This window comes from Rhodococcus jostii NBRC 16295, from assembly GCF_001894825.1.
In the GTDB taxonomy this organism is placed as follows: domain Bacteria; phylum Actinomycetota; class Actinomycetes; order Mycobacteriales; family Mycobacteriaceae; genus Rhodococcus_F; species Rhodococcus_F jostii.
Window position 1 is genome coordinate 84,309 of sequence record NZ_BCWY01000028.1, and the last position, 20,176, is coordinate 104,484.

Consider the following 20,176-nt stretch of genomic DNA (forward strand, 5'->3'; position numbering starts at 1 on the left):
AGCCGGGCCCATCCTTGACGACGGTCTGGGCGCAGTAGCGGCACTCGTCACCGCGGGGCCCGAATCGGATGGTCTCGACTGTGGGATAGGTGTTGGCTCTCATTGCTCTCGTTCTTCGGTATGGGCGGTCGAAAAGGTAAAGGTCATGCGTATTCGGCGGCGGGCGCGTCGGAACCCGAGCGGGCGGCACGGTCGAGCGCTTCCCACGCGATGTCATAGCGTTTGAGGGTCATCTCGTCCGCGCCAGCGAGCAGGGCGTCCAGAAGGGAGTGCGGATCGTTCTGCCAGGAGTGCAGGGCGGTCGCGACCGTGCGATTGGTGAACAGACCCGACTGACCCAGCGCATGACCCCACTCGTCGAACAGGCCGTGGTGAATCCGTTCGACGGCGTCGTAGTCGAATCCCTCGGCGACGAAGTCGCGAGAGAATGTCGCCGTGACGTAGTCACCGCAGGTAATCGGTACTGCATTCATCGGTGCGGGCACCTTCCGTGATGGCGAAATGCGGGCCATCGTGGAGCCCCTCTTCGCGACTATGAGACAGGTCACATCATCCCCTGGGGTGGGGCGGCGCGGCATCGGCCGAATCACCGGGGGGCATACCTATTTTTTCGTCCCATGGATCTCGCATCAGGGTGGTCGACGGACTGTTTCGCCGGTCAGAGCGACCGTGCCCCGCTGAGCAGTCGGGCGAGGTCGAGTCGGATCACGTGCTCCGTGGCTCGTGTGGGCACGGTCCGGACTCCGTGACCGGTGATCCACACCGTGCCGGTCCCGTCCACGGTGACGTCGGGATCGGAGGTGTGGACAGGTGTGCTCGCCACCGGACCCAGGGTACGGGCGTCGAAGAGGCTGAGCAGCCAGTAACGACGGTCGTCGCCAAGGAGCCGCTCCCGATCGTGGTGGACGATCCACAGCAGATCGTCGGCCGTCCCGCCGCCGAACCCGTCGATCGGGCACCGCATCGGATCGGCGAGGGTCAGCCCCGAACTGATCCGCCGGACATGTCCGGCGCAGTCGAACAGCCTCGGCGGGTCCATCACGAGAACAGCCTGTGCAGCGAGATCTTCCAGATCGGGGCCGATCATGATCGACCCGTCGAGACCGATCCGGAGCAGACGTCCTTCCCGCACACTGAGCCCACGCCAGGCCCGCAGCAGAACCAGGAAGCCGTCGGGCCCGGCGCCCATCGCGACGAGTTGCCCATCCGGAACCTCGAGATCATCGTGCCGCCCGTCTGCACGAAACAGCCCCAGGAGCGTCCGTCCTTCCGCCGTGCGATGACACGTCAGCAGAGTGCCTGCCGATGCCGTCGAGCCGGCCACGGTCCGACCGGACAATCGGGTCATCCCCGCGTCCTCGTCGCAGCGGTAGACGCCGTCCCAGCCGGCCACCCAACACCCTGTCGCATCCGCGTGGACCCGGCGGGGCATCTCGTTCGGTGCCGCAAACACCTTGCCGGGCAACGTGTAGTCGGTGACTCGGGAACGCTCGTCCACACGGACGACCAGCGGTAGCTGCGCGTCCGTGACCCACAACCGGTCGGCGTGCGCCGAGATCGCCGCCGGAACGAGGAGAGGCCGGGCCGGCACCGGAGGCACGTCGTCGAGGTCCAGGTCGACGAGCACACCACCTTCGCGGACGTGCCCCTGGCCGGGAACCCGTCGCGAAGTGGAGAGGACGTCGTCGCGGAAATTGCTCGGCGAGGTCTCGACGTCGCGCAACTGCCGGGTGCCGGGTACCGCCGCCCAGTGGCGCGGGCGGGTCCGATCTTCGCGGTACATGTCCGAGACGACCTGGACCCGTCGAATGCGACCACGCACGGATCCGGCGGTGGCGTAGCCGAGGTCTCCGATGACCCGACCGGTCACCCGAACGGACCCCACGGCGGGGCGGGTGCTGTTCCAGGTTGCCGACCAGCCATCGGCGCGCAGGAAGATCGACCACTCCCACCGTCGATCGTCGTCGGCATCAGGAGACGGTTGCAGCGTCGGGAACCCGTCGCCGAGGGGTTCGGCGTCGGCGTGAACGGTGACAATCGTGGGATCGGAGTCGTCAGCCGCCGTTTCCTCGAACAGCAGCGGGAACGAGCCCACGCTGCCGACCACCGGCGCCGGGGTTTGCCCGTCTTCGATTGCCAGGGCGACGACCAGGATTCGCAGGGTGCGGTGCGGACGCATCCGCTCCGCCGAGGACACCATCAATCCAGTCTTGCACGTTGCGCCGGCGATCCGGACTGTTCGGTAATCGGCCGAATCGTCACCGGCACGGCGCGCTCGTCCCGCGCCGAAAATCGCGGCGCACGCGGCATTGCGGTGGACCGCTCTGCGCGCGTACATTGAAGGTGCGGATCGAACAAGTAATCGGAAACGGTGAAACATTCGAGAAGCAGAGATCCGGCCGAGAATGTGAACGCATTCCCGGCCGAACCCCTGTCTGGGGGCGACCTGACAGATTCCGCTGTTTCAGGTGTGGGTGTCGGCCTCGACCGCATCGAAGGCCTTACGAGCAGCGATGAGCACCGGGTCCCACACGGGCGCGAACGGCGGGGCGTAGGACAGGTCGAGTCCGAGGATCTCGTCGACTCCCATTTCGTTCCAGATTGCTGTGGCGAGGACGTCGATGCGTTTGGCAGCGCCTTCGCGGCCGACGATCTGCGCGCCGAGCAGCCGTCCAGTGCGTTTCTCGGCGAGCATCTTGATCCGGATCGGTCGTGCGCCGGGGAAGTAGCCGGCGCGGGTCGTCGAGTCCACCGAGGCGGTCACATACCGGTAGCCGGCGATATCGGCTTCCGCAGCGGAGAGCCCGGTGCGGGCGACTTCCAGTTCGCACACCTTGGTCACCGCGGTGCCGATGACCCCGGGGAACGTCGCATAACCACCACCGATGTTGACGCCGATCACGCGGCCCTGTTTGTTGGCGTGGGTACCCAGCGCGACGACGACCCGCTGCCCGGACAGTCGGTGCACCGATTCGACGCAGTCGCCGGCCGCCCACACGCCGTCGACCTGGGTGCGCATCCGGGCATCGACGGCGATCCCACCGGAGGTGCCCAGCGGGATTCCGGCCCGCTGGGCGAGGTCGATGTCGGGGCGAACGCCGAGGCCGAGCACGACGAGGTCGGCAGGCAACCGCCGCTCGGCGTCGGTGTGCACGGCTGTGGCCCGCCCATCGTGTCCGGTCTCGATCCCGACGACCGCCTCGGAGTGCACGAGTGCGATGCCCATGGCACGGACGGCGTCGCCGAGGAACACGCCGATGTCGGGATCGATGGTGCCGACGAGGGTAGGGGAGCGGTCGACGACGGTGACGTCGAGATCGCGCACTCGGCAGGCCTCGGCGATCTCGAGCCCGATGTAGCCGCCGCCCACGACCACCACTCGGCGAACCCGTTCGCTGTCCAGTTCGGCGCGCAGGGCGGCGCCGTCGTCCAGGGTCTGCACCCCGTACACGCCGGTGGCGTCGATCCCCGCGATCGGCGGGCGCAGGGGGACGCTGCCGGTGGCGTAGACGAGGGTGTCGAACGGTTCGTCGTACTCGCGGCCGTGGTCGTCGAGGTCGCGCGCTCGGACGGTGCGAGCGGCGAGATCGATCGCAGTGACCTCCGTGCGGGTCCGCACGTCGATACCGTTGTCGCGATGCCGCGCAGGACTGCGCGCGATCAGGTTGTCCTCGCGGGCGACCGCTCCACTGATCCAGTAGGGAATTCCGCACGCCGAGTACGACGTTGCCCGGCCCTTCTCGAACGCGACGATCTGTAGATCCGCAGGATCTCGCCGTTTGCGTGCCTGACTGGCGGCGCTCATCCCCGCAGCGTCGCCACCGATGACCACCAGACGTTCCCGCGCCACCGGGTCAGCCTAGTGTCGGTGCGGACGGGATCGCGTGCGAACTGTCCGCGTTCGTGATCGGCGGTGCCGGAAGGTTCCCGGCGAGAGCCGTCGGCCACCACCGCCTAGACTTCACGAGTGGAGGCGGTCCGACCGCCCCGGTGCACAATTCCGCAGACGCGGCCATTTCGAGCGGCGGAGAGTGACGATGCAAGTTGGAGCCCTGTTCGGCAGGTACCGGTTGGACCGGCAGCTGTCGGTGGATGCGAGCGGCGAGGTGTGGGCGGCGTTCGACACGGTCACGCACCGGCACGTCGCGGTGCGGGCGCTGCCGGCGGAAGCCACCGAGGACGACGCGTACCGTGAGCGTTTCGAACGAGATGCCGACATCGCGGCGCGCGTGCGGCACCCGAATGTGATTCCGGTTCAGGACTTTGGGCAGATCGCGGACCGGCTGTTCGTCGCGACGCCGCTCACCCACGGAACGATTCTGCAGACGATGCTCCGGTCCTCGGGCGCGATGGATGTGTCTTTTGCGGTCGGCGTCGTCGAGCAACTGGCGTCGGCGCTGGAGGCCGTGCACGTTGCCGGACTGCGCGACCAATACGTCACGTCGGCGAACGTGCTGGTGCAGGATGACGGGTCTGTCTACCTCACCGAGGTCGGGTTGCCCACGAATCTCGGTGCCGCGTCCGGCGTCTACGGCCTGACCACCGTGTTGTACGAATGCCTCACCGGCACCTACTTTCCGTCGTCGAGCCGAAACGAGTTGCAGCGCCGCCCGTCGGCCGTGAATCCGGCGGTGCCGGTCGGCATGGACGTTGTGATCGCACGCGGAACGGCAGCCGAACTTGCGCGACGCTACCGGTCCGCGGGTGAGCTGGCAGCCGCTGCCCGTGCTGCCGCGCCGGCGCCGGCTCCACAGCACGTGGCCGACGTCGCCCCCGCGACCTCGCGCGTCGACCGGAACCGTCGTGGCCTGATCGCCGGTCTTGCGGTGGCGGCGATCATCGCTGTCACGGTCGTCGGGGGTGTGATCCTCGGATCGGGACCGTCCTCGCCGGACGTTTCCGGTCCCGCCCCGTCGTCGGCCGCGGCCACCGCTCGGTCCGGCACGAGTCCGACGGCGGGGGCGCCGTCGTCATCGGAACAACCACAACCGCCACCGCAGGCGGAAATACAGCCCGAGGACCCTCCCGTCCGTCAAGAAGCGGCTCAACCGACACCGACTCCGCAACCCGCACCGCAGGTACCGCCAGCACCGGCACCGGCACCGGCACCGGCACCGGCACCGCCGCCTGCAGCGTCTGCTCCGGGGGTGTTGCCCTGTTACCCCGGCTACGAACACACTCCGCCGCCGGACGGGCCGTGTCTTCCACCCGGGTCGCCACCGGCTCAGGCACCCGCACCCGCTCCTGCACCGGCGCCCGCGCCCGCTCCGGAGGTGCTGCCCTGTTACCCCGGCTACGTACACACCCCGCCGCCGGACGGGCCGTGCTGGGCTCCGTGATTCCGAGGTGGCGGTGTCAACGCTCCGGGTGGTGGGAGATCCAGGAGTCGTAGACGTCGCTGACGGCGTCGGCGATCGCTCGCCCGTAGTGCATCCGCGCCGCCAGGCACTGTTCGATCTGAATTCCGCCGGCAGTGTCGACGGTCAGGCGATTGACCACGTTCGATGCGGATCGCCCGCTGAATTGTTCACCGGGATCGGCGACGCGGACGCCGATTCCGCTCCCGCCGAGCGCCTGCGCGATAGCGTTCCGGACTTCGGACCTGAGCCGCGACGGAGCGAGGCCACCGATGAGTACCTCGCTTCCGCTGTACCCGTGGAACGACACCGCCCACCGGAAACGTCTCGTTGCCAGGGACCGGAGAAACGGAAAGCTGTGCACGCTGAGGTCACTCGAGGAAATGTGCCATGCCGAGTAGGCGTGGCCTCCCTGTCGCCACCCCTTGCAGGTCCACAGCGTCGAATTCTGTGGTCCGAGCGACTCGAAGACGTGCTCGGCTTGCCGATCGGTATCGACCTCGATGGCGCCGCCGTGCGGTGCGAGAACGACGAGACGTCGATGATTCCCGTCGTCATCGAGCCGCTCGAGGAATTCACCGTCGATCCGGGCTTGCGGTTCGGTCATGCCGGGGTCGATGCATCGAAGGTCGAGAATCACCGGCTGTCCCGGCTCCACGCCGAGCCGGCGACGCCCGGATTCCGAAACCCGGATGGAGTCGATTGCCGTCGCATCGGCGTCCGGGATCAGTGTGAACAGTGCGGTCCTTCCCGAGTGGCTCACACGCGCCTGCTGACGAGGCCGGGCGCCCAGACGCGCCAGCATCCGGGGATGAACACCGGCACGTTCGGCAACGTATGCGCTGGTAGGGCAACTGTGACGGTCCTCGAGGCGCAACGTCACCGAGGGCGGCCGCGCCCCGAAGTCGTGATCGTCGTCGTCAACGTGGTCCATCCAGACACCTTGTCCGTTGTGCGTGCGGCTGCTCACGGACAGAATCTCACGTCGTCGGGGTCATGCGGCGGCGTCGAGCAGATGCAGTTCCTCCGCCACGATCAGGTCGACCTCGTCACTGGTCAGACCGGACAACAGATGTGCCGACAACATCGCGCTCACCTCCTTGCTGTGCTGCTACTGATACGTCGAACCGGCAACCGCGAATTCGACATCCTCACGGCCCTCGTCAGCGAGAAATTTCGGCGTCGATCGGGTGAACCCGATACGGGCGGTTCGCCGTCGAAACCGCCCGGGCGATTCACCGTTGGGGCCGCGTCTTCGACAACCGGCATCGGCGCCGCCGAGTGGCTATGCTGGCGGATCCAGTGACCGGCAGTATCCGGCGCGGGAGACACGCTCGGCGGCATGCCGTGCCGCCGGGCCTTCCTTACGGAGGAACGCCATGTCCGCTGACGCAGTCCCTGCCCCGTCCGAGAGCGCCGCCGGCCACATCCGATTGACCTCGCACAGCAGTGGCGTCGGCTCCCTGCCGATCCACTGGGGAGCACCCACCGCGTCCGAGCGCGGACCGGTGGTCGGCACTACCACCAACCGCGCCCACCGAAACGTGGTGGGTACCCACAGCGGCTCGTACAGCATCTATCGAGCGCTGGCGATCGCGTCCGGCGCGCTGTCGCGCCAGCACAAGGCCGACCTCACGAATACGGCGCCCACGGACACGATCGGTCCGTACCCGCAGTGGAGCGAGCCGGGGAAGATCGTGAGCCTGGATCCCTGGGGTGCGATCGTTTCCGAGGTCTTCGCCGCCGAATCGGCGGCCGGTCATGACATCCGCCCCAGCATTGCGGTGACGAAAGCGCACGTGATGCTACCGGAGGTCATCGAGGCCGTGCAGAGCGGCCGCTTGCGCCCGGACGGCCGTTTCCTGCTCCCCAGCGGGGCGGCGCTGGTCACCAAGGCGGCGATCGAGCCTGTCTGGTACCTGCCGGGCGTGGCGGAGCGCTTTCGATGTAGCGAGACGGATCTGCGCCGCGTGCTGTTCGAGGAGACCGGAGGCATGTATCCCGAACTCGTGACGCGCTCCGACCTGGAAGTGTTCCTGCCGCCGATCGGTGGGCAGACCGTGTACATCTTCGGCGACGCACGCGACCTGGCCAACCCTGCCGTGGAGTTGACCGCGCGTGTGCACGACGAGTGCAACGGCTCGGACGTGTTCGGCTCGGACATCTGCACCTGCCGCCCGTACCTCACGCATGCGATCGAAGAATGCATCCAGGGTGCACAGCGCGGTGGTGTGGGCCTGGTGTCCTATTCACGTAAGGAGGGCCGCGCGCTCGGTGAGGTGACCAAGTTCCTGGTCTACAACGCGCGTAAGCGCCAGGCGGGCGGCGACACGGCCGACCAGTACTTCGCCCGCACCGAATGTGTCGCCGGCGTGCAGGACATGCGTTTCCAGGAACTGATGCCCGACGTGTTGCACTGGTTGGGCGTCAAGAAGATCCACCGCCTGGTGTCGATGAGCAACATGAAGTACGACGCCATCACCGGCTCGGGTATCGAGGTCGACGTGCGCGTCGATCTCCCCGAAGACCTGATCCCGCCCGACGCGCGGGTGGAGATCGACGCCAAGATGGCGGCGGGCTACTTCACACCGGGAGCGGTGCCGGACGCCGAAGAATTGGCGAAGGCCAAGGGCCGGGGGCTGGACGTATGAGTGTGCTCGGCGTCGGTCCCGATCTGGATACCGAGCGCGCCGAGGGTGCGGCCGCCGCATTGCGCTCGACCAGCGCGGTGCGGGAGCGTGCGCAGCAGTTGCTGCGGCGCGCGCGGGACGGGGAGTCACGCTGGTTCAGCGTGGACGACGACGCGTTGCAGACGGCCGCAGCGGAGGTTGCGGACGTGACAACTGCTCGCTACCCGGACCTGAGCATCCCCTTTCACAGCCGCTGGCGCCATTTCGAGGCAGGCGGTGTGGACCGCTGGGCCGAACTGGACGCTCGGCTGGCGGGGCTTGACGCCCCGGCCCGCGCTCGCGCGATGATCGACCTGGCCGTGGTCAGCGTGCTGCTCGATGCGGGGGCAGGCCCCGACTGGCAGTACCACGAGGAGCCGAGCGGGCAGAGCTTCACTCGTTCCGAGGGGCTGGGCGTGGCGAGCTGGCACGCGTTCCTGGGCGGACTGTTCTCGAGCGATGCGGCGCACCCGCTGCGCGTCGATGCCGCCGGCCTGCACGCGCTGAGCGCGGACCGGCTGGCCGAGGCGTTCCAGGTAGGTCCGGCCAATCCACTGGTCGGTCTGGAAGGTCGGATGCTGGTGCTGCGCAGGCTGGGCGAGGCGCTCGACGCGCAGCCCGAGGTGTTCGGCCCACAGGGCCGGCCGGGCGGCCTGTTCGACGTGTTGGTCCAGCCCGGCGCGGACCTGCCCGGGGCGACGGTGGCGGCGCACGACATTCTGTCGCAGCTCCTGCTGACGCTGTCGGGCATCTGGCCGGCGGGCAACGCCATCGGCACCCACCTGCTGGGCGACTGCTGGCGCCACGAGGCGGTGCGCGGCCCAGGCCTGACGGACGGTTGGATGCCGTTCCACAAGCTGTCGCAGTGGCTGAGCTACTCGTTGCTGGAGCCCTTCCAGTGGGTCGGTGTGCAGGTGGTGGGGCTGGACGCCCTGACCGGCCTGCCCGAGTACCGCAACGGCGGCCTATTGCTTGACACCGGCGTGCTGCGCCTGCTCGACCCTGCCTGGGCTGCGCGCAGCTGGACGGTGGACGACGAAGTGGTGGTCGAGTGGCGTGCCCTGACGGTGGCCCTGCTGGACGAACTGGCCCCGCTGGTGCGCGCACGGCTGGGCGTGGACGCCGACCGGATGCCGCTGGCGTGCGTACTCGAGGGCGGCACCTGGGCCGCGGGCCGTGCGCTGGCACAGCGTGCGCGGGGTGGGCTGCCGCCGCTGTCGATCGTCAGCGACGGCACGGTCTTCTAGAGCGACAAGAGGAGTAATTCATGGGTTCGGTACACCTGATCGACCACCCCCTGGTTCAGCACAAGCTTACGATGATGCGCCGTAAGGATGCTTCCACCAACAGTTTTCGGCGTCTGGCGAACGAGATCTCCGCGCTGATGACCTACGAGGTGCTGCGTGACATCCCGATGCAGGAGGTCGAGATCGAGACGCCGATGGAAACCACGACCGGCAAGGTCATCGACGGCAAGAAGCTGGTCTTCGTCTCCATCCTGCGCGCGGGCACCGGCATCCTCGACGGCATGCTGACCGTTGTGCCCGGTGCGCGCGTCGGGCATATCGGCCTGTACCGCGACCCCAAGACCCTGGGGGCGGTGGAGTACTACTTCAAGATGCCCAGCGACCTGCAGGAGCGCGACGTCGTGGTGATCGACCCGATGCTGGCCACCGGCAACTCCGCGGTGGCCGCGGTGGAGCGGTTGAAGGAATGCGGCCCCAAATCCATCAAGTTCGTCTGCCTGCTGACCTGCCCCGAAGGCGTTGCCGCCCTGCACAAGGCCCATCCCGACGTACCCATCTACACCGCCGCCGTCGACCGCGAACTCGACGAACACGGCTACATCCTGCCCGGCATGGGCGACGCCGGCGACCGGATCTTCGGCACCAAATAGCCGCAGGCGACGTAGCCGACCGGACCACCTTTCGCGGCCGGTCGGCTACGAGGCCGTCGCCTCCGGCGCCTCGACTTCGGCGTCCGGTGCTGCGCGGAAACGGAGCGCGAGCGCTGCACCGATTTCGATGTGGCGCAACAGGAACGCGCGCTCGTCGAGCCGCTTGCGCCGTAGCCAGCCGGTGACTTCGTCGTTGCACTTACTGGCGTTGCAGGAGCCGCAGGCCGGCGCGATGTTGTCGAGCGTGTACCGCCCGCCGCGGGAGAGTGCCAGCACGCAGTCGCGTTGCAACGGCTTGTCGGTCGCGCCGCAATACGCGCAGCCACCCCACGCCGCCACGAGCGCTGCCCACTGCTCGCTGCTCAGGTCGTGCTCGACACTCTCCATCCGGCGCTTACGTTTGCGCGCACCCCGGGCCTTGCGACTTCGGTTGACCGCCATCGCCCCAGCGTAGGTGGGGCGGGCATCGAAGTCAGGTCACATCCAGGGCATGTCGGGATCGAGCGGGTGGGAGATCACGCCGTCGTCGGGTTCGAGCGGGTAGTTGACCTGGTGCATGGTGCCGGCCGGCAGAGAATCGACGGATGCGGACGCGGGACCGTACAACGACGTGCCGGGTTCGACGAGGGTGGTACCCGGCTCGACGAGAGTGACCTGCGGGGGGACGTCCTCGTCCGGCGCATCGCAGGCAACCATGGGCCATGCGTTCGCGCAGCCGATGCGATCCCTGACCTCGACCTTGTACGGGGAGAGTTCGGATTGCGGGGATACGACCTGCGGGAAAGTCTCCTGTGCGGGCGCCGCGGCGGCGGTGGCGCTCTGGGCCACCAGTATGCCGAACCCGAGGGCGGCGCCTGCTGCGACTGCAGTTGCGGTGCGATTGTTGATGAACGACATTGTGTTACTCCCGACTGTTGTGTGGACTTCCGTGTCCTGTGAACGAACACCAGTCTTCGCCGGAACAGGCTTCGAGTAAGGGCCCCACAGGGGTGGTCGAGCAGGCATCCAGGGGTCGAAGATTGCACCCCTGGGGTTGTTCCGATCGAGCAGACGGCTGCCGATCAGTGTCCGCAGCTTCCTCATATCGTGGCGGTACTGCCGAATCCCCTCGTCCGACGCGTGTACACAAGAGTCGTTCGTGTAGACGGCAATTCGTTCGTGTAAACAACGCGTTAGATGACCCGTCGGGGCTGGACTCCCGCACTGCATTCAGTGTATACAGTGAATATGTCGCCTACGTCACAAGAGTTCGGGTCTCCAGAAGGGGATCTGACATCCCGGCTCCGGACCTCGATCGTCGAGGGCATTTATCCCCCTGGCCATCGTTTGGTGCAGGAGGAACTGGCCGATCGATTCGGAGTGTCCCGGATTCCCCTTCGTGAGGCCATCCGCACCCTCGCGGGGGAGGGCCTCCTGCGGTCGGTCCCCGGCCGCGGCACGTTCGTCACCGCGCTCGACCTCGACGAGATCGACGAGATCTACGATCTTCGCCGCCTTGTCGAGCCGAGCTTCGCCGAGCATGTCACCGAGCGGGTCTCGCGACGAGACATCGGCCGTTTCGAGACGATGGCAGAAGAGATGGACCGTGTGGCCGAAACCGGTGCGGATGTGTGGTCGCGCACCAATCTGGCGTTCCACCTCGACATGTACCGGTTGTCGCGCTTGCCGATGCGTTACGAGATCATCGCGCAGATGTATCACCGGCTCGAACCGTACTCCCGGTACTACGTGCACGGGACGTGTGCCTACGGCCGGGTGCAGGACGAACACAAGGCCATGGTCCAGGCGCTCGCCGACGGCAATTCCGACGAACTGGCGCGCCAGATCGTCCTGCACATCGACGGCGGGCAGACCGGTCTGCACCGCGCGTGGGAGAACTCTGCCGAGGACATGCGCACCTACTGGGCGGAGCGCAGCTGATGAATGCCCGAACGGTCTCGATCAATACCGACATCGGCGAAGGGTTCGGGGTATGGGGCGTCGGTGACGAGGCCCCGTTGATGGACCAGGTCACCGCCGCGAACATCGCATGCGGCTTCCACGCCGGCGACCCCGACACCTTGCGCAGCACGTGTGAAATGGCCTCGGCCCGAGGGGTTTCGGTGGGTGCGCAAGTGTCGTATCGAGACCTGGTCGGGTTCGGGCGCCGTTTCATCGACGTTCCGACGCCGACGCTCGTCAACGACATCCTGTACCAGATCGGCGCCCTGCAGGCGTTCGCACGCATCGCGGGGACGGAGGTGTCCTACGTCAAGGCGCACGGCGCGCTGTACAACACCGCCGCCCGGCATCACGGACAGGCGCACGCAATCGTCGAAGCGATCGGGCTGCTCGATCCGGAACTTCCCGTGCTCTGTCAGTATGGCACGGTGCTGTGGAACACCGCGCTCGACGCCGGATTGAGTCCGCATGCAGAGGTTTTCATCGATCGCTCGTACACCGACGACGGTCTGCTCGTGCCGCGGTCACATCCGGACGCTCTTGTCCTCGACCCGTCGGCGGCCGCGAAACGCGCCGTGCAGATGTTCGCGACCGGTTCGGTCGTCTCGGTGGGCGACCAGACTGTGGCGGTGGTGCCGGAAGACGCCGCAACGATCGCCATGTGCATCCACAGTGACGCTCCGGGCGCGGTCGGCATCGCCCGTCGGACTCGCTCGCTCCTGGAACAGAACGGCGTGGCGCTGGTCCCGATCGGTGATCGTCGCCATGACTGAGTCCGGCGACCTTCTCCGGGCGGGCGATCGCGCCTGGATCGTCGACGTCACTCCCGACCGGATCGCATCCGTTGTCGCTGCGGTGCGTGTGCAGACGTGGTCGGCGCTCGTGGAGGACGTCGTTCCCGCCGCTCGCTCCATCATGTTCCGCGCCCACACGTCGGCCGACATGCGGGCGCTCGCAGACAACGTCCGCCAGCTGTTGAGAACCGCCCGTACCGACGCGTCTGCTGGTCTTCCCGATCGGGACACGGTGGTCATTCCGGTGCGATACGACGGCGAGGACCTCGACGAGGTGGCGCGGTCACTGGGGATGACCACGCAGGAGGTCGTCGAGGCGCACACCGCCGCCGAGCATCGGGTCGGGTTCTTCGGATTCGCACCGGGTTTCGCGTATATCGACGGCGCACCAGACGCACTGAAATTGCCTCGGCGCTCCTCTCCACGCCCACGGGTCGGTGCCGGCCTCGTCGCCATCGCCGGCACGCAGACGGTCGTCTACCCCGGCGGCACACCGGGCGGGTGGCATCTGATCGGTTCGACATCCGAGGTTCTGTGGGATATCGATGCGGCGAATCCCAGCCGACTGTCGGTGGGTGATCGGGTGATCTTCGAGGTGGTGAGTCGATGACCACGACCCTGGCCGATCCCGTTCGACTTCCCTCCAGCGCACAGACTTTCGCGCAGGTTTTCGTCGTCGACGCCGGCCTGAGCACGGTGCTCCAGGATCTCGGGCGGCCCGGTTTCGCGCACCTCGGGGTCACCGTGTCCGGTGCTGCCGACCGAACCAGCCTTGCACTGGCGAACCGCCTCGTCGGCAACGCGGACGGCGCGACCGCGCTAGAGAACACCCTCGGCGGGCTCGTCATCACCGTGTCCTCGGATCGGTACGTCGCGATAACCGGCGCGACCGTCGACATCCGCATCGACGGTCGCGCTCCGGCGGAGGGCCGGCGGACACTCCTGCGGGCCGGACAAGTTCTGTCGCTCGGCCGTCCTGCCACGGGACTACGTGCTTACGTCGCGATCGAAGGCGGAATTCAGACCGACCGGGTCTTCGGCTCCGCAGCGACCGACTGCCTGTCCGGCCTCGGGCCCGGCAGGGTACGGCCCGGGGCCGTCTTCACGCTCGGGACGCGTGCTCGGCCGCCCCTCGAGGTTCCGCTCGAGCTGACCCCACCGCGCTTGCCGGTCGGGGAAGTCGACGTGCGGTTCCGCTGGGGCCCGCGCGACGGCGTGTTCGCACCTCGAGATCGGGCCGCGCTGACCACCACGACCTGGACGGTGAGCGCCGACTGTGACCGCGTCGGAGCTCGACTCACCGGCCCGCCCTTGAGCATTGGATCGATCGATCTGCCGAGCGAGGGCATGGCCCTCGGGGCGATCCAGATTCCGCCCTCGGGTGAACCGATCATCTTCCTTGCCGACCATCCCGTGACCGGCGGGTACCCCGTCATCGGGGTGGTGACCGAACGTGACGTCGACCTCCTGGCGCAGGCAGCACCCGGCACCCGGATCCGACTCGCAGCGCTCCCGAGAGGAGAGGACTGACCGGAAACCGACCCACCAATCCCACATCGAGTTCACGAAACACAGAAAAGGACGACACATATGACGGCCCAACTGACCACCCTCGTACCGTTCCACCTGGCCATCCCCGTCGACGACATCGACGCCGCCCGCAACTTCTACGGCGGCGTGCTGGGCTTCAGCGAAGGCCGGTCGGATACCAAGTGGATCGACTGGAACTTCCGGGGACACCAGGTCGTCACTCACCAGGTCGGTGACGGCTCCCGCTCGACGTCCCGTGACGGCGTCGCCGGGACGAACCCGGTCGACGGACACGACGTACCCGTGCCCCACTTCGGCCTGGTTCTGCCGGTCGATGAATTCAAGGTCCTCGCTGACAAGCTCACATCCATCGGGACTAAGTTCGTGATCGAGCCCTACGTCCGATTCGCCGGCGAACCGGGCGAACAGTGGACGATGTTCTTCTTCGACCCCGCCGGAAACGCACTCGAATTCAAGGCATTCGCCGACCTGAACCAATTGTTCGCGGTCTGAACCCTCGAACAGGGTCATCGGCAGGACTGCCATCCTGCCGATGACCACTTCGGCACCCCAGCGCCGCGGTGCCACGTTTCCCGAACCCTGACCGGGTTCTTCCTCGCAGCACCTCCGCCACTTCTTCGTTGGAGTTCGCCATGACCACCGTACCTGCCTCCGTGCCCCACACGGGCGACCACGTGCCCGCCCCACCCCGCATGCAACCGCGCCGTGCGGCCGTCGCCGCCGCGGCCGGCACCGCCGTCGAATACTACGAGTTCGGGGTGTACGGCTATCTCGCCGTCATCATCGGACCTCTGTTCTTCCCCAACGACAACCCGACGGCCTCACTCCTCGCCACCCTTGCGGTCTTCGGTAGCGCTTTCATCATGCGGCCCCTCGGCGGAATCGTCCTCGGTCGCCTCGGCGACCGGATCGGCCGCAAACCCGTACTGGTCGCCACCATTGTCGGCATGGGAACCGCCACCGCAGTGGTCGGTCTTCTCCCCACCGCCGAATCGATCGGCATCCTCGCGCCCATCGCACTACTGCTCGTGCGACTGGCGCAAGGCTTCTTCGCCGGGGGCGAAGTCACGGGATCGGCGACCTACCTCTCGGAGTCCGCACCGGTCGGCCGCCGCGGCTTCTTCGGCGCATTCACCCCGGTCGGGGTCGCTCTCGGCGGTGGCACCGCCGCGGTGGTAGCCGGTATCACCACCACAGCACTGAATGACGACCAACTTCGTGACTTCGGTTGGCGCATACCGTTCCTGCTCGCCCTGCCCCTGATCGCCGTCACCCTCATCGCGCGGAGCAAACTCGAGGACTCGCACGCATTCGTCGCCGAAACGGAACGGAACGCTCCCGCGAAGTCCCCGCTCGTCGAGGTTCTCACCGAACACGCCGCGGCGGTCTTCAAGGTCATCTTTCTCTCGATCGGGTCCAACACGGGGTACTGGGTGGGTCTCATCTTCATGAACATCTATCTGACCACCTACCTCGGTTACCCGAAGTCGAACACCTTCTGGATCATGGGCGCCATCAGCTTCTTCGTCGCCACCCTGATGCCCTTCTTCGGTGGACTCTCCGACCGGATCGGTCGCAAGAAGGTCATCACGATCGGCTTCCTCGGCTACGCGATCTTGGTGCTGCCCACCATGATCGTGATGGACAAGGGCAGTTTCGCGCTCGCGGTGGGTGCAATGGTGGTCCTCGCGCTGCCCATGCCGATCGTTCAATCGGTGACTTACCCGACCTACGCGGAGCAGTTCCCGACCCGCGTGCGGTACACCGGGCTGTCGATCTCCTTCAACATCGGCACCATCATCGGAGGCGGGCTCACCCCGTATCTGGCCACCTATCTCATCTCCCGCACCGACAACCTCCTGGCCCCCGGATTCCTGCTGATGGGCGCCGTGGTGCTCGCACTGATCACACTGCGCACCGTGCGGGAATCGGCCAAGGAGGCACTGCAATGACGCCGCCGTCACCCGCGCACCCGCGGGACCTCCGCCGACTGGTCGCGGCAGGGGAGTGGACAGCACCCACCGCCGGCATCCTCGACGACTATCAGCAGGCCAACCTCGTCGTCGTACCGTCCGCCGCCGCCGACGAATTCGCGGAGTACTGCCGCCGCAATCCCGACGTGTGCCCGCTACTCGCCAGGACGGACCCGGGCGACCCGGAACTGACCTATGACAACTGCACGGTCGACGTGCGGACCATGCTCCCGCGGTACCGCGTCTGGGAACGCAACGCACTCGTGGCCGAACCCACCGACCTGATCGAACACTGGCGCGACGACGCCGTCGCGTTCGCATTGGGATGCAGCCACACCTTCGACGCCCCGCTCCGCCGGGCCGGAATCCCCGTCAGTCACGCTGCACCAGCGGTCTACGTCACCAATCGAAGTACCGCGCCGGCAGGGATCTTTGCCGGCCCGCTCGCGGTCAGCATGCGCCCGGTGCCGTCGTCTCTGGTCGACACCGCGATCGAGGTGACCGGCCGATACCCGACCGGGCACGGTGTTCCCCTACACGTGGGTGAACCGTCCGCGCTGGGAATCGCCGACCTCACCCAGCCCGACTTCGGGACCTACCCCGGGCTGGCCGTGGACGCCACCCCGGTGTTCTGGGCGTGCGGGGTGACGCCGCAGATGGCCATACCCGAGGCGAACCTGGAGTACGCCATCACCCACTTCGCCGGCCACATGCTCGTATTCGACACCCTGCTCGACACCGCCACTCCCTCCGGCCCCAGGACCGCCCGATGACTATCGCTCACACCGTGAAATCGACGGACTTCGCAACCCGAATCGAACACGACCTACTGGGCGATCTCGAAGTCCCCGTCGACGCCTACTACGGAATCCACACCCTGCGTGCAGTGCAGAACTTCCCGATCAGTGGAACGTCCATCGCGCATCACGGCGAACTCGTTCGTGCGATGGGAGCGGTCAAAGCGGCTGAGGTGACGGCAAATCGGGATCTCGGGCTACTCGACTCCCGTCTTGCCGCGGCGATCGTCAGCGCATGCGAAGAGATCCGAGACGGGGGCCTGCACGAGCACTTCGTCGTCGACGTCATCCAGGGCGGGGCGGGAACGTCGACCAACATGAACACCAACGAGGTCGTCGCGAACCGGGCTCTCGAACTGCTCGGCCACGACCGTGGCGAGTACCGGCACCTGCACCCACTCGAATTCGCCGACCATATCAAGATGGGCAGAACCCAACTTCAAGACGCCGTTCCGATGACGCTCGGGCAAGAGTTCGGGACGTACGCCGTCATGATCGGTGAGGACATCGCCCGCCTCGACGAGGCCGCTCTCCTGGCCCGGGAGATCAATTTGGGCGGCACCGCAATCGGGACCGGTCTCAATTCTCATCCCGACTATGCACGCCGGGCCTGCGCCGCGCTGCGTTCGATCACCGGGATCGACCTCGTCACCGCCGAGGATCTCGTCGAGGCAACGCAGGACGTCGGGGCGTTCGTCCAGATCTCCGGAACCGTCAAGCGTGCTGCTGTGAAGCTGTCCAAGATCTGCAACGACCTCCGGTTGCTGTCGTCGGGGCCGCGGGCGCGCCTGGCCGAGATCGTACTTCCAGCGGTGCAGGCCGGGTCGTCGATCATGCCCGGCAAGGTCAATCCGGTCATTCCCGAAGCGGTCTCGCAGGTCGCGTTCGAGGTGGTCGGCAACGACATCGCGATCACGATGGCGGCCGAGGCCGGGCAGCTCCAACTCAACGCCTTCGAACCGGGCATCGCCCACAAACTGCTCGAATCGATCACCCACCTGTCGGAGGCGGTCGATACCCTCGCGACCCGATGCGTCCCGGGCATCACCGCGAACGTCGACCACATGCGAAAGGCTGTCGACAACTCCATCGGCCTCGTCCCCGCACTCAACCCGCACATCGGATACGAGGCCGCCACCGCACTCGCCGCTCGAGCGCTCAACTCGGACCGCACTGTCACCGAACTGCACGGGAATCAGGTCTACTCACTCGCGCGCAACTGGACATGATCCTGAGCCCGCACAATCTGGTTCGTCCCCGGCGCTCGCGTGGGGGATACGTCTGAGAGGACCGGGCAACCTGGATGCCCGGGACCCACCCATAGTGGAACGGATTCACCCCAGGGGTAGGGACAACCAGCCCTGGGGGCGATGGAATTTCTCATCGGCACGGACGAGAGTCGACATTGTCCAAGCCGAGGGAGAACTGTTCGTGCCCAGCGATTTCGTGTCACATGTCCGCGCTCAGGTTGCCACGTACGGCGACGACCGGTCCTACTTCTACCACCGGGAGGTCGGCCGCGAGCTCGTCGAGGAGGAGGTGACCTACCGCGAACTGGACCGGGACGCACGCGCACTGGCGGCATGGCTGTCGGGGCGTCCCGAGGCCGAACACCCCGTGATGCTGCTGTATGTCGAAGGTATCGACTTTCTCGGTGCGTTCCTCGGATGCCTTTACGCCGGTGTGGTTGCGGTTCCCGCGCCCGTGCCGCACGACGCCCGCAGCATGCAGCGCGTGGCCACGATGTTCGACGATGCCGACGTGCGCCTCGTGCTCACCACCTCCGCGGTCGGCGATCTGCTCGACGTCTGGATTCAGGATTCCGGTCTCGCGGGCACGGTCGTCGTTGCTTCCACGGACACCATCGAGTTGGGCGATCCCGACGACTGGCGGTTGCCGGATCTGGACGGTGACTCCCTTGCCTTACTCCAGTACACGTCGGGGTCCACCAGCGAACCCAAGGGCGTGATGGTGACGCACGGAAACCTCCTGCACAACGCCGCCGCGATGACCCTGGCGAACGGCGCCGACGATGCGGTGACCGGAGTCGGCTGGCTTCCCCACTTCCACGACATGGGGTTGATCGGCATGCTGCTGCTGCCGATCTACTTCGGCGGGAATCTCGCGTTCATGTCGCCGATGGCCTTCCTCAAACGCCCGGTTCGCTGGCTGCAGTTGATCGACCGGCACCGCGCCGACATGACCCTCGGCCCGAATTTCGCCTACGACCTCGTCGCTCGACGCATCTCCGACGACCAGCTGGCCGGCCTGGACCTTTCCTCGGTGCGGGTCGCGCTCAACGGGGCCGAACCCATCCGGCCGCGGACGCTCGACGCCGTGATCGACCGGCTGGGCCCCTACGGATTTCGGGCCGGTGCGTTCCTGACCGCTTACGGAATGGCCGAAGTGACCCTGCTGGCCACTGCCAGCGAGGTGGGTCGCGTCCCGCGATATCTCGAGGTCGACGTTGCGGCTCTCGAGCGCAACGAGCTCGTTCCCATGGTGGGCGGCAGTCGACTGGTCAGCAGCGGTCGGCCGTTCGGTTGCGACATTCGGATCGTCGACCCGCACACCGGTCGAGAGCTACCGACGGGCCGAGTCGGCGAGATCTGGATCTCCGGTGGCAGTGTCGCCGCGGGTTACTGGAACCGTCCCGACGAGACCGAGGTGAAGTTCCGCGCGACCCTCGCGGGCGTCGGACAATACCTGCGCACCGGTGACCTCGGGGTGTCGTACGACGGCGACGTCTACGTCACCGGCCGCCTCAAAGATCTGCTGATCGTCAACGGACGAAACCTGTATCCGCAGGACATCGAGGAAGCGGTGCGGGACCTGCATCCTGCGCTCACCGGTTCGGCCGGAGTGGTGTTGTCGATGGACACCGGAGCGCACGAGCGCCTCCTGGTGATCCACGAGGTCAAGACCGCGTTGGTCGACGATCTGACACTGCCCGAGCTCGCTCGCCGGATCAAGCTCTCCGTTGCCCGGAACTTCGACGTCCACGCGCCGAGTGTGGTGCTGGTCGACCGTCACGGTGTGCATCGCACCACGAGCGGGAAGGTGCAACGCCGATCGATGCGCGCGTCCTTCATCGACTCTCGCGTCGACGCGGTGCTGCACGAGGAGATCGATCCGGCGGTGCAGCGACTCCGCACATCAGCTGTCGCACCGCACGCCTGACCCCACGACCTTCGACC

At 67.0% G+C, this 20,176-nt stretch carries 18 protein-coding genes and 1 pseudogene; 13 read left to right on the plus strand and 6 right to left on the minus strand.

Annotated features, from left to right (window positions below; translation table 11 throughout):
• Positions 1–143: 143 nt before the first annotated feature.
• The 3 genes from RJ1_RS19360 to RJ1_RS19370 all read right to left on the minus strand — a co-directional run bounded on the left by RJ1_RS19360 (position 144) and on the right by RJ1_RS19370 (position 3,850).
• Positions 144–473 (minus strand): hypothetical protein, encoded by a 330-nt coding sequence (locus tag RJ1_RS19360; RefSeq protein WP_073362720.1) that lies wholly within the window; start codon positions 471–473, stop codon positions 144–146.
• Positions 474–658: 185 nt separating this feature from the next.
• Positions 659–2,200: a DUF6578 domain-containing protein gene (locus tag RJ1_RS19365; protein ID WP_143049024.1), complete on the minus strand. Its 1,542-nt coding sequence runs from the start codon at positions 2,198–2,200 to the stop codon at positions 659–661.
• Between the two features lie 264 nt (positions 2,201–2,464).
• Complete coding sequence (locus RJ1_RS19370; protein ID WP_073362722.1) at positions 2,465–3,850, minus strand: FAD-dependent oxidoreductase; 1,386 nt, start codon at positions 3,848–3,850, stop codon at positions 2,465–2,467.
• Positions 3,851–4,037: 187 nt separating this feature from the next.
• On the opposite strand from RJ1_RS19370, the gene RJ1_RS19375 reads away from it, so the two are divergent.
• Entirely contained in the window at positions 4,038–5,339 is a 1,302-nt protein-coding gene (locus tag RJ1_RS19375; RefSeq protein ID WP_073362812.1) for a serine/threonine-protein kinase, read from the plus strand.
• Positions 5,340–5,355: 16 nt separating this feature from the next.
• On the opposite strand, the gene RJ1_RS19380 is transcribed toward RJ1_RS19375, so the two are convergent.
• Positions 5,356–6,291, minus strand: a complete 936-nt coding sequence (locus tag RJ1_RS19380) for a poly-gamma-glutamate hydrolase family protein (RefSeq protein ID WP_240320086.1) — start codon at positions 6,289–6,291, stop codon at positions 5,356–5,358.
• A 445-nt stretch (positions 6,292–6,736) separates the two neighbouring features.
• Here RJ1_RS19380 and RJ1_RS19390 point away from each other — a divergent pair, with 445 nt between their 5' ends.
• The 3 genes from RJ1_RS19390 to upp are packed head-to-tail and all read left to right on the plus strand — an operon-like array spanning position 6,737 to position 9,923.
• Positions 6,737–8,008: a GTP cyclohydrolase II gene (locus RJ1_RS19390; RefSeq protein WP_073362726.1), complete on the plus strand. Its 1,272-nt coding sequence runs from the start codon at positions 6,737–6,739 to the stop codon at positions 8,006–8,008.
• Positions 8,005–9,273 (plus strand): URC4/urg3 family protein, encoded by a 1,269-nt coding sequence (locus RJ1_RS19395; protein ID WP_073362729.1) that lies wholly within the window; start codon positions 8,005–8,007, stop codon positions 9,271–9,273. The genes RJ1_RS19390 and RJ1_RS19395 overlap by 4 nt, the downstream gene beginning before the upstream one ends.
• Positions 9,274–9,293: 20 nt before the next feature.
• A complete protein-coding gene (gene upp, locus RJ1_RS19400) occupies positions 9,294–9,923 on the plus strand; it encodes a uracil phosphoribosyltransferase (protein ID WP_073362731.1) in 630 nt (209 codons plus the stop codon).
• 45 nt (positions 9,924–9,968) lie between these two features.
• On the opposite strand, the gene RJ1_RS19405 is transcribed toward upp, so the two are convergent.
• Both RJ1_RS19405 and RJ1_RS19410 read right to left on the minus strand, forming a co-directional pair.
• Positions 9,969–10,310 (minus strand): HNH endonuclease, encoded by a 342-nt coding sequence (locus tag RJ1_RS19405; protein ID WP_073362817.1) that lies wholly within the window; start codon positions 10,308–10,310, stop codon positions 9,969–9,971.
• A 90-nt stretch (positions 10,311–10,400) separates the two neighbouring features.
• Positions 10,401–10,820, minus strand: a complete 420-nt coding sequence (locus RJ1_RS19410) for a hypothetical protein (RefSeq protein WP_073362734.1) — start codon at positions 10,818–10,820, stop codon at positions 10,401–10,403.
• 330 nt (positions 10,821–11,150) lie between these two features.
• Between RJ1_RS19410 and RJ1_RS19415 the strand changes: the two genes are divergently transcribed.
• From RJ1_RS19415 to RJ1_RS19455, 9 genes and pseudogenes are all read left to right on the plus strand, one after another.
• On the plus strand, positions 11,151–11,843 hold the full coding sequence (locus RJ1_RS19415) for a GntR family transcriptional regulator (protein WP_073362737.1): 693 nt from the start codon (positions 11,151–11,153) through the stop codon (positions 11,841–11,843).
• On the plus strand, positions 11,843–12,637 hold the full coding sequence (locus RJ1_RS19420) for a LamB/YcsF family protein (RefSeq protein ID WP_073362740.1): 795 nt from the start codon (positions 11,843–11,845) through the stop codon (positions 12,635–12,637). Before RJ1_RS19415 ends, RJ1_RS19420 begins: the two co-directional genes overlap by 1 nt.
• Positions 12,630–13,268: a 5-oxoprolinase subunit B family protein gene (locus RJ1_RS19425; RefSeq protein WP_073362820.1), complete on the plus strand. Its 639-nt coding sequence runs from the start codon at positions 12,630–12,632 to the stop codon at positions 13,266–13,268. The genes RJ1_RS19420 and RJ1_RS19425 overlap by 8 nt, the downstream gene beginning before the upstream one ends.
• Entirely contained in the window at positions 13,265–14,188 is a 924-nt protein-coding gene (locus RJ1_RS19430) for a 5-oxoprolinase subunit C family protein (protein ID WP_073362742.1), read from the plus strand. Before RJ1_RS19425 ends, RJ1_RS19430 begins: the two co-directional genes overlap by 4 nt.
• A 60-nt stretch (positions 14,189–14,248) precedes the next feature.
• Positions 14,249–14,701, plus strand: coding sequence for a VOC family protein (locus RJ1_RS19435; RefSeq protein WP_073362745.1), 453 nt, complete (start codon positions 14,249–14,251; stop codon positions 14,699–14,701).
• 140 nt (positions 14,702–14,841) lie between these two features.
• Positions 14,842–16,161: an MFS transporter gene (locus RJ1_RS19440; RefSeq protein WP_073362747.1), complete on the plus strand. Its 1,320-nt coding sequence runs from the start codon at positions 14,842–14,844 to the stop codon at positions 16,159–16,161.
• Positions 16,158–16,955 (plus strand): D-glutamate cyclase family protein, encoded by a 798-nt coding sequence (locus RJ1_RS19445; RefSeq protein WP_073362749.1) that lies wholly within the window; start codon positions 16,158–16,160, stop codon positions 16,953–16,955. The genes RJ1_RS19440 and RJ1_RS19445 overlap by 4 nt, the downstream gene beginning before the upstream one ends.
• A pseudogene (locus RJ1_RS19450) lies at positions 16,952–18,264 on the plus strand (aspartate ammonia-lyase). The gene RJ1_RS19445 and the pseudogene RJ1_RS19450 overlap by 4 nt, the downstream one beginning before the upstream one ends.
• A gap of 146 nt (positions 18,265–18,410) precedes the next feature.
• Positions 18,411–20,159 carry a fatty acyl-AMP ligase gene (locus tag RJ1_RS19455; RefSeq protein ID WP_073362752.1) on the plus strand — a complete coding sequence of 583 codons (1,749 nt, stop codon included), beginning with the start codon at positions 18,411–18,413 and terminating at the stop codon, positions 20,157–20,159.
• The last annotated feature ends 17 nt before the right edge of the window (positions 20,160–20,176 follow it).

Coding starts and splice junctions, on each gene's coding strand:
- RJ1_RS19435 (WP_073362745.1), top strand. CDS start 14,249: ATGACGGCCCAACTGACCACCCTCGTACCGTTCCACCTGGCCATCCCC.
- RJ1_RS19440 (WP_073362747.1), top strand. CDS start 14,842: ATGACCACCGTACCTGCCTCCGTGCCCCACACGGGCGACCACGTGCCC.
- RJ1_RS19415 (WP_073362737.1), top strand. CDS start 11,151: ATGTCGCCTACGTCACAAGAGTTCGGGTCTCCAGAAGGGGATCTGACA.
- RJ1_RS19390 (WP_073362726.1), top strand. CDS start 6,737: ATGTCCGCTGACGCAGTCCCTGCCCCGTCCGAGAGCGCCGCCGGCCAC.
- RJ1_RS19425 (WP_073362820.1), top strand. CDS start 12,630: ATGACTGAGTCCGGCGACCTTCTCCGGGCGGGCGATCGCGCCTGGATC.
- RJ1_RS19395 (WP_073362729.1), top strand. CDS start 8,005: ATGAGTGTGCTCGGCGTCGGTCCCGATCTGGATACCGAGCGCGCCGAG.
- upp (WP_073362731.1), top strand. CDS start 9,294: ATGGGTTCGGTACACCTGATCGACCACCCCCTGGTTCAGCACAAGCTT.
- RJ1_RS19420 (WP_073362740.1), top strand. CDS start 11,843: ATGAATGCCCGAACGGTCTCGATCAATACCGACATCGGCGAAGGGTTC.
- RJ1_RS19410 (WP_073362734.1), bottom strand. CDS start 10,820: ATGTCGTTCATCAACAATCGCACCGCAACTGCAGTCGCAGCAGGCGCC.
- RJ1_RS19380 (WP_240320086.1), bottom strand. CDS start 6,291: ATGGACCACGTTGACGACGACGATCACGACTTCGGGGCGCGGCCGCCC.
- RJ1_RS19375 (WP_073362812.1), top strand. CDS start 4,038: ATGCAAGTTGGAGCCCTGTTCGGCAGGTACCGGTTGGACCGGCAGCTG.
- RJ1_RS19445 (WP_073362749.1), top strand. CDS start 16,158: ATGACGCCGCCGTCACCCGCGCACCCGCGGGACCTCCGCCGACTGGTC.
- RJ1_RS19360 (WP_073362720.1), bottom strand. CDS start 473: ATGAATGCAGTACCGATTACCTGCGGTGACTACGTCACGGCGACATTC.
- RJ1_RS19430 (WP_073362742.1), top strand. CDS start 13,265: ATGACCACGACCCTGGCCGATCCCGTTCGACTTCCCTCCAGCGCACAG.
- RJ1_RS19365 (WP_143049024.1), bottom strand. CDS start 2,200: ATGGTGTCCTCGGCGGAGCGGATGCGTCCGCACCGCACCCTGCGAATC.
- RJ1_RS19405 (WP_073362817.1), bottom strand. CDS start 10,310: ATGGAGAGTGTCGAGCACGACCTGAGCAGCGAGCAGTGGGCAGCGCTC.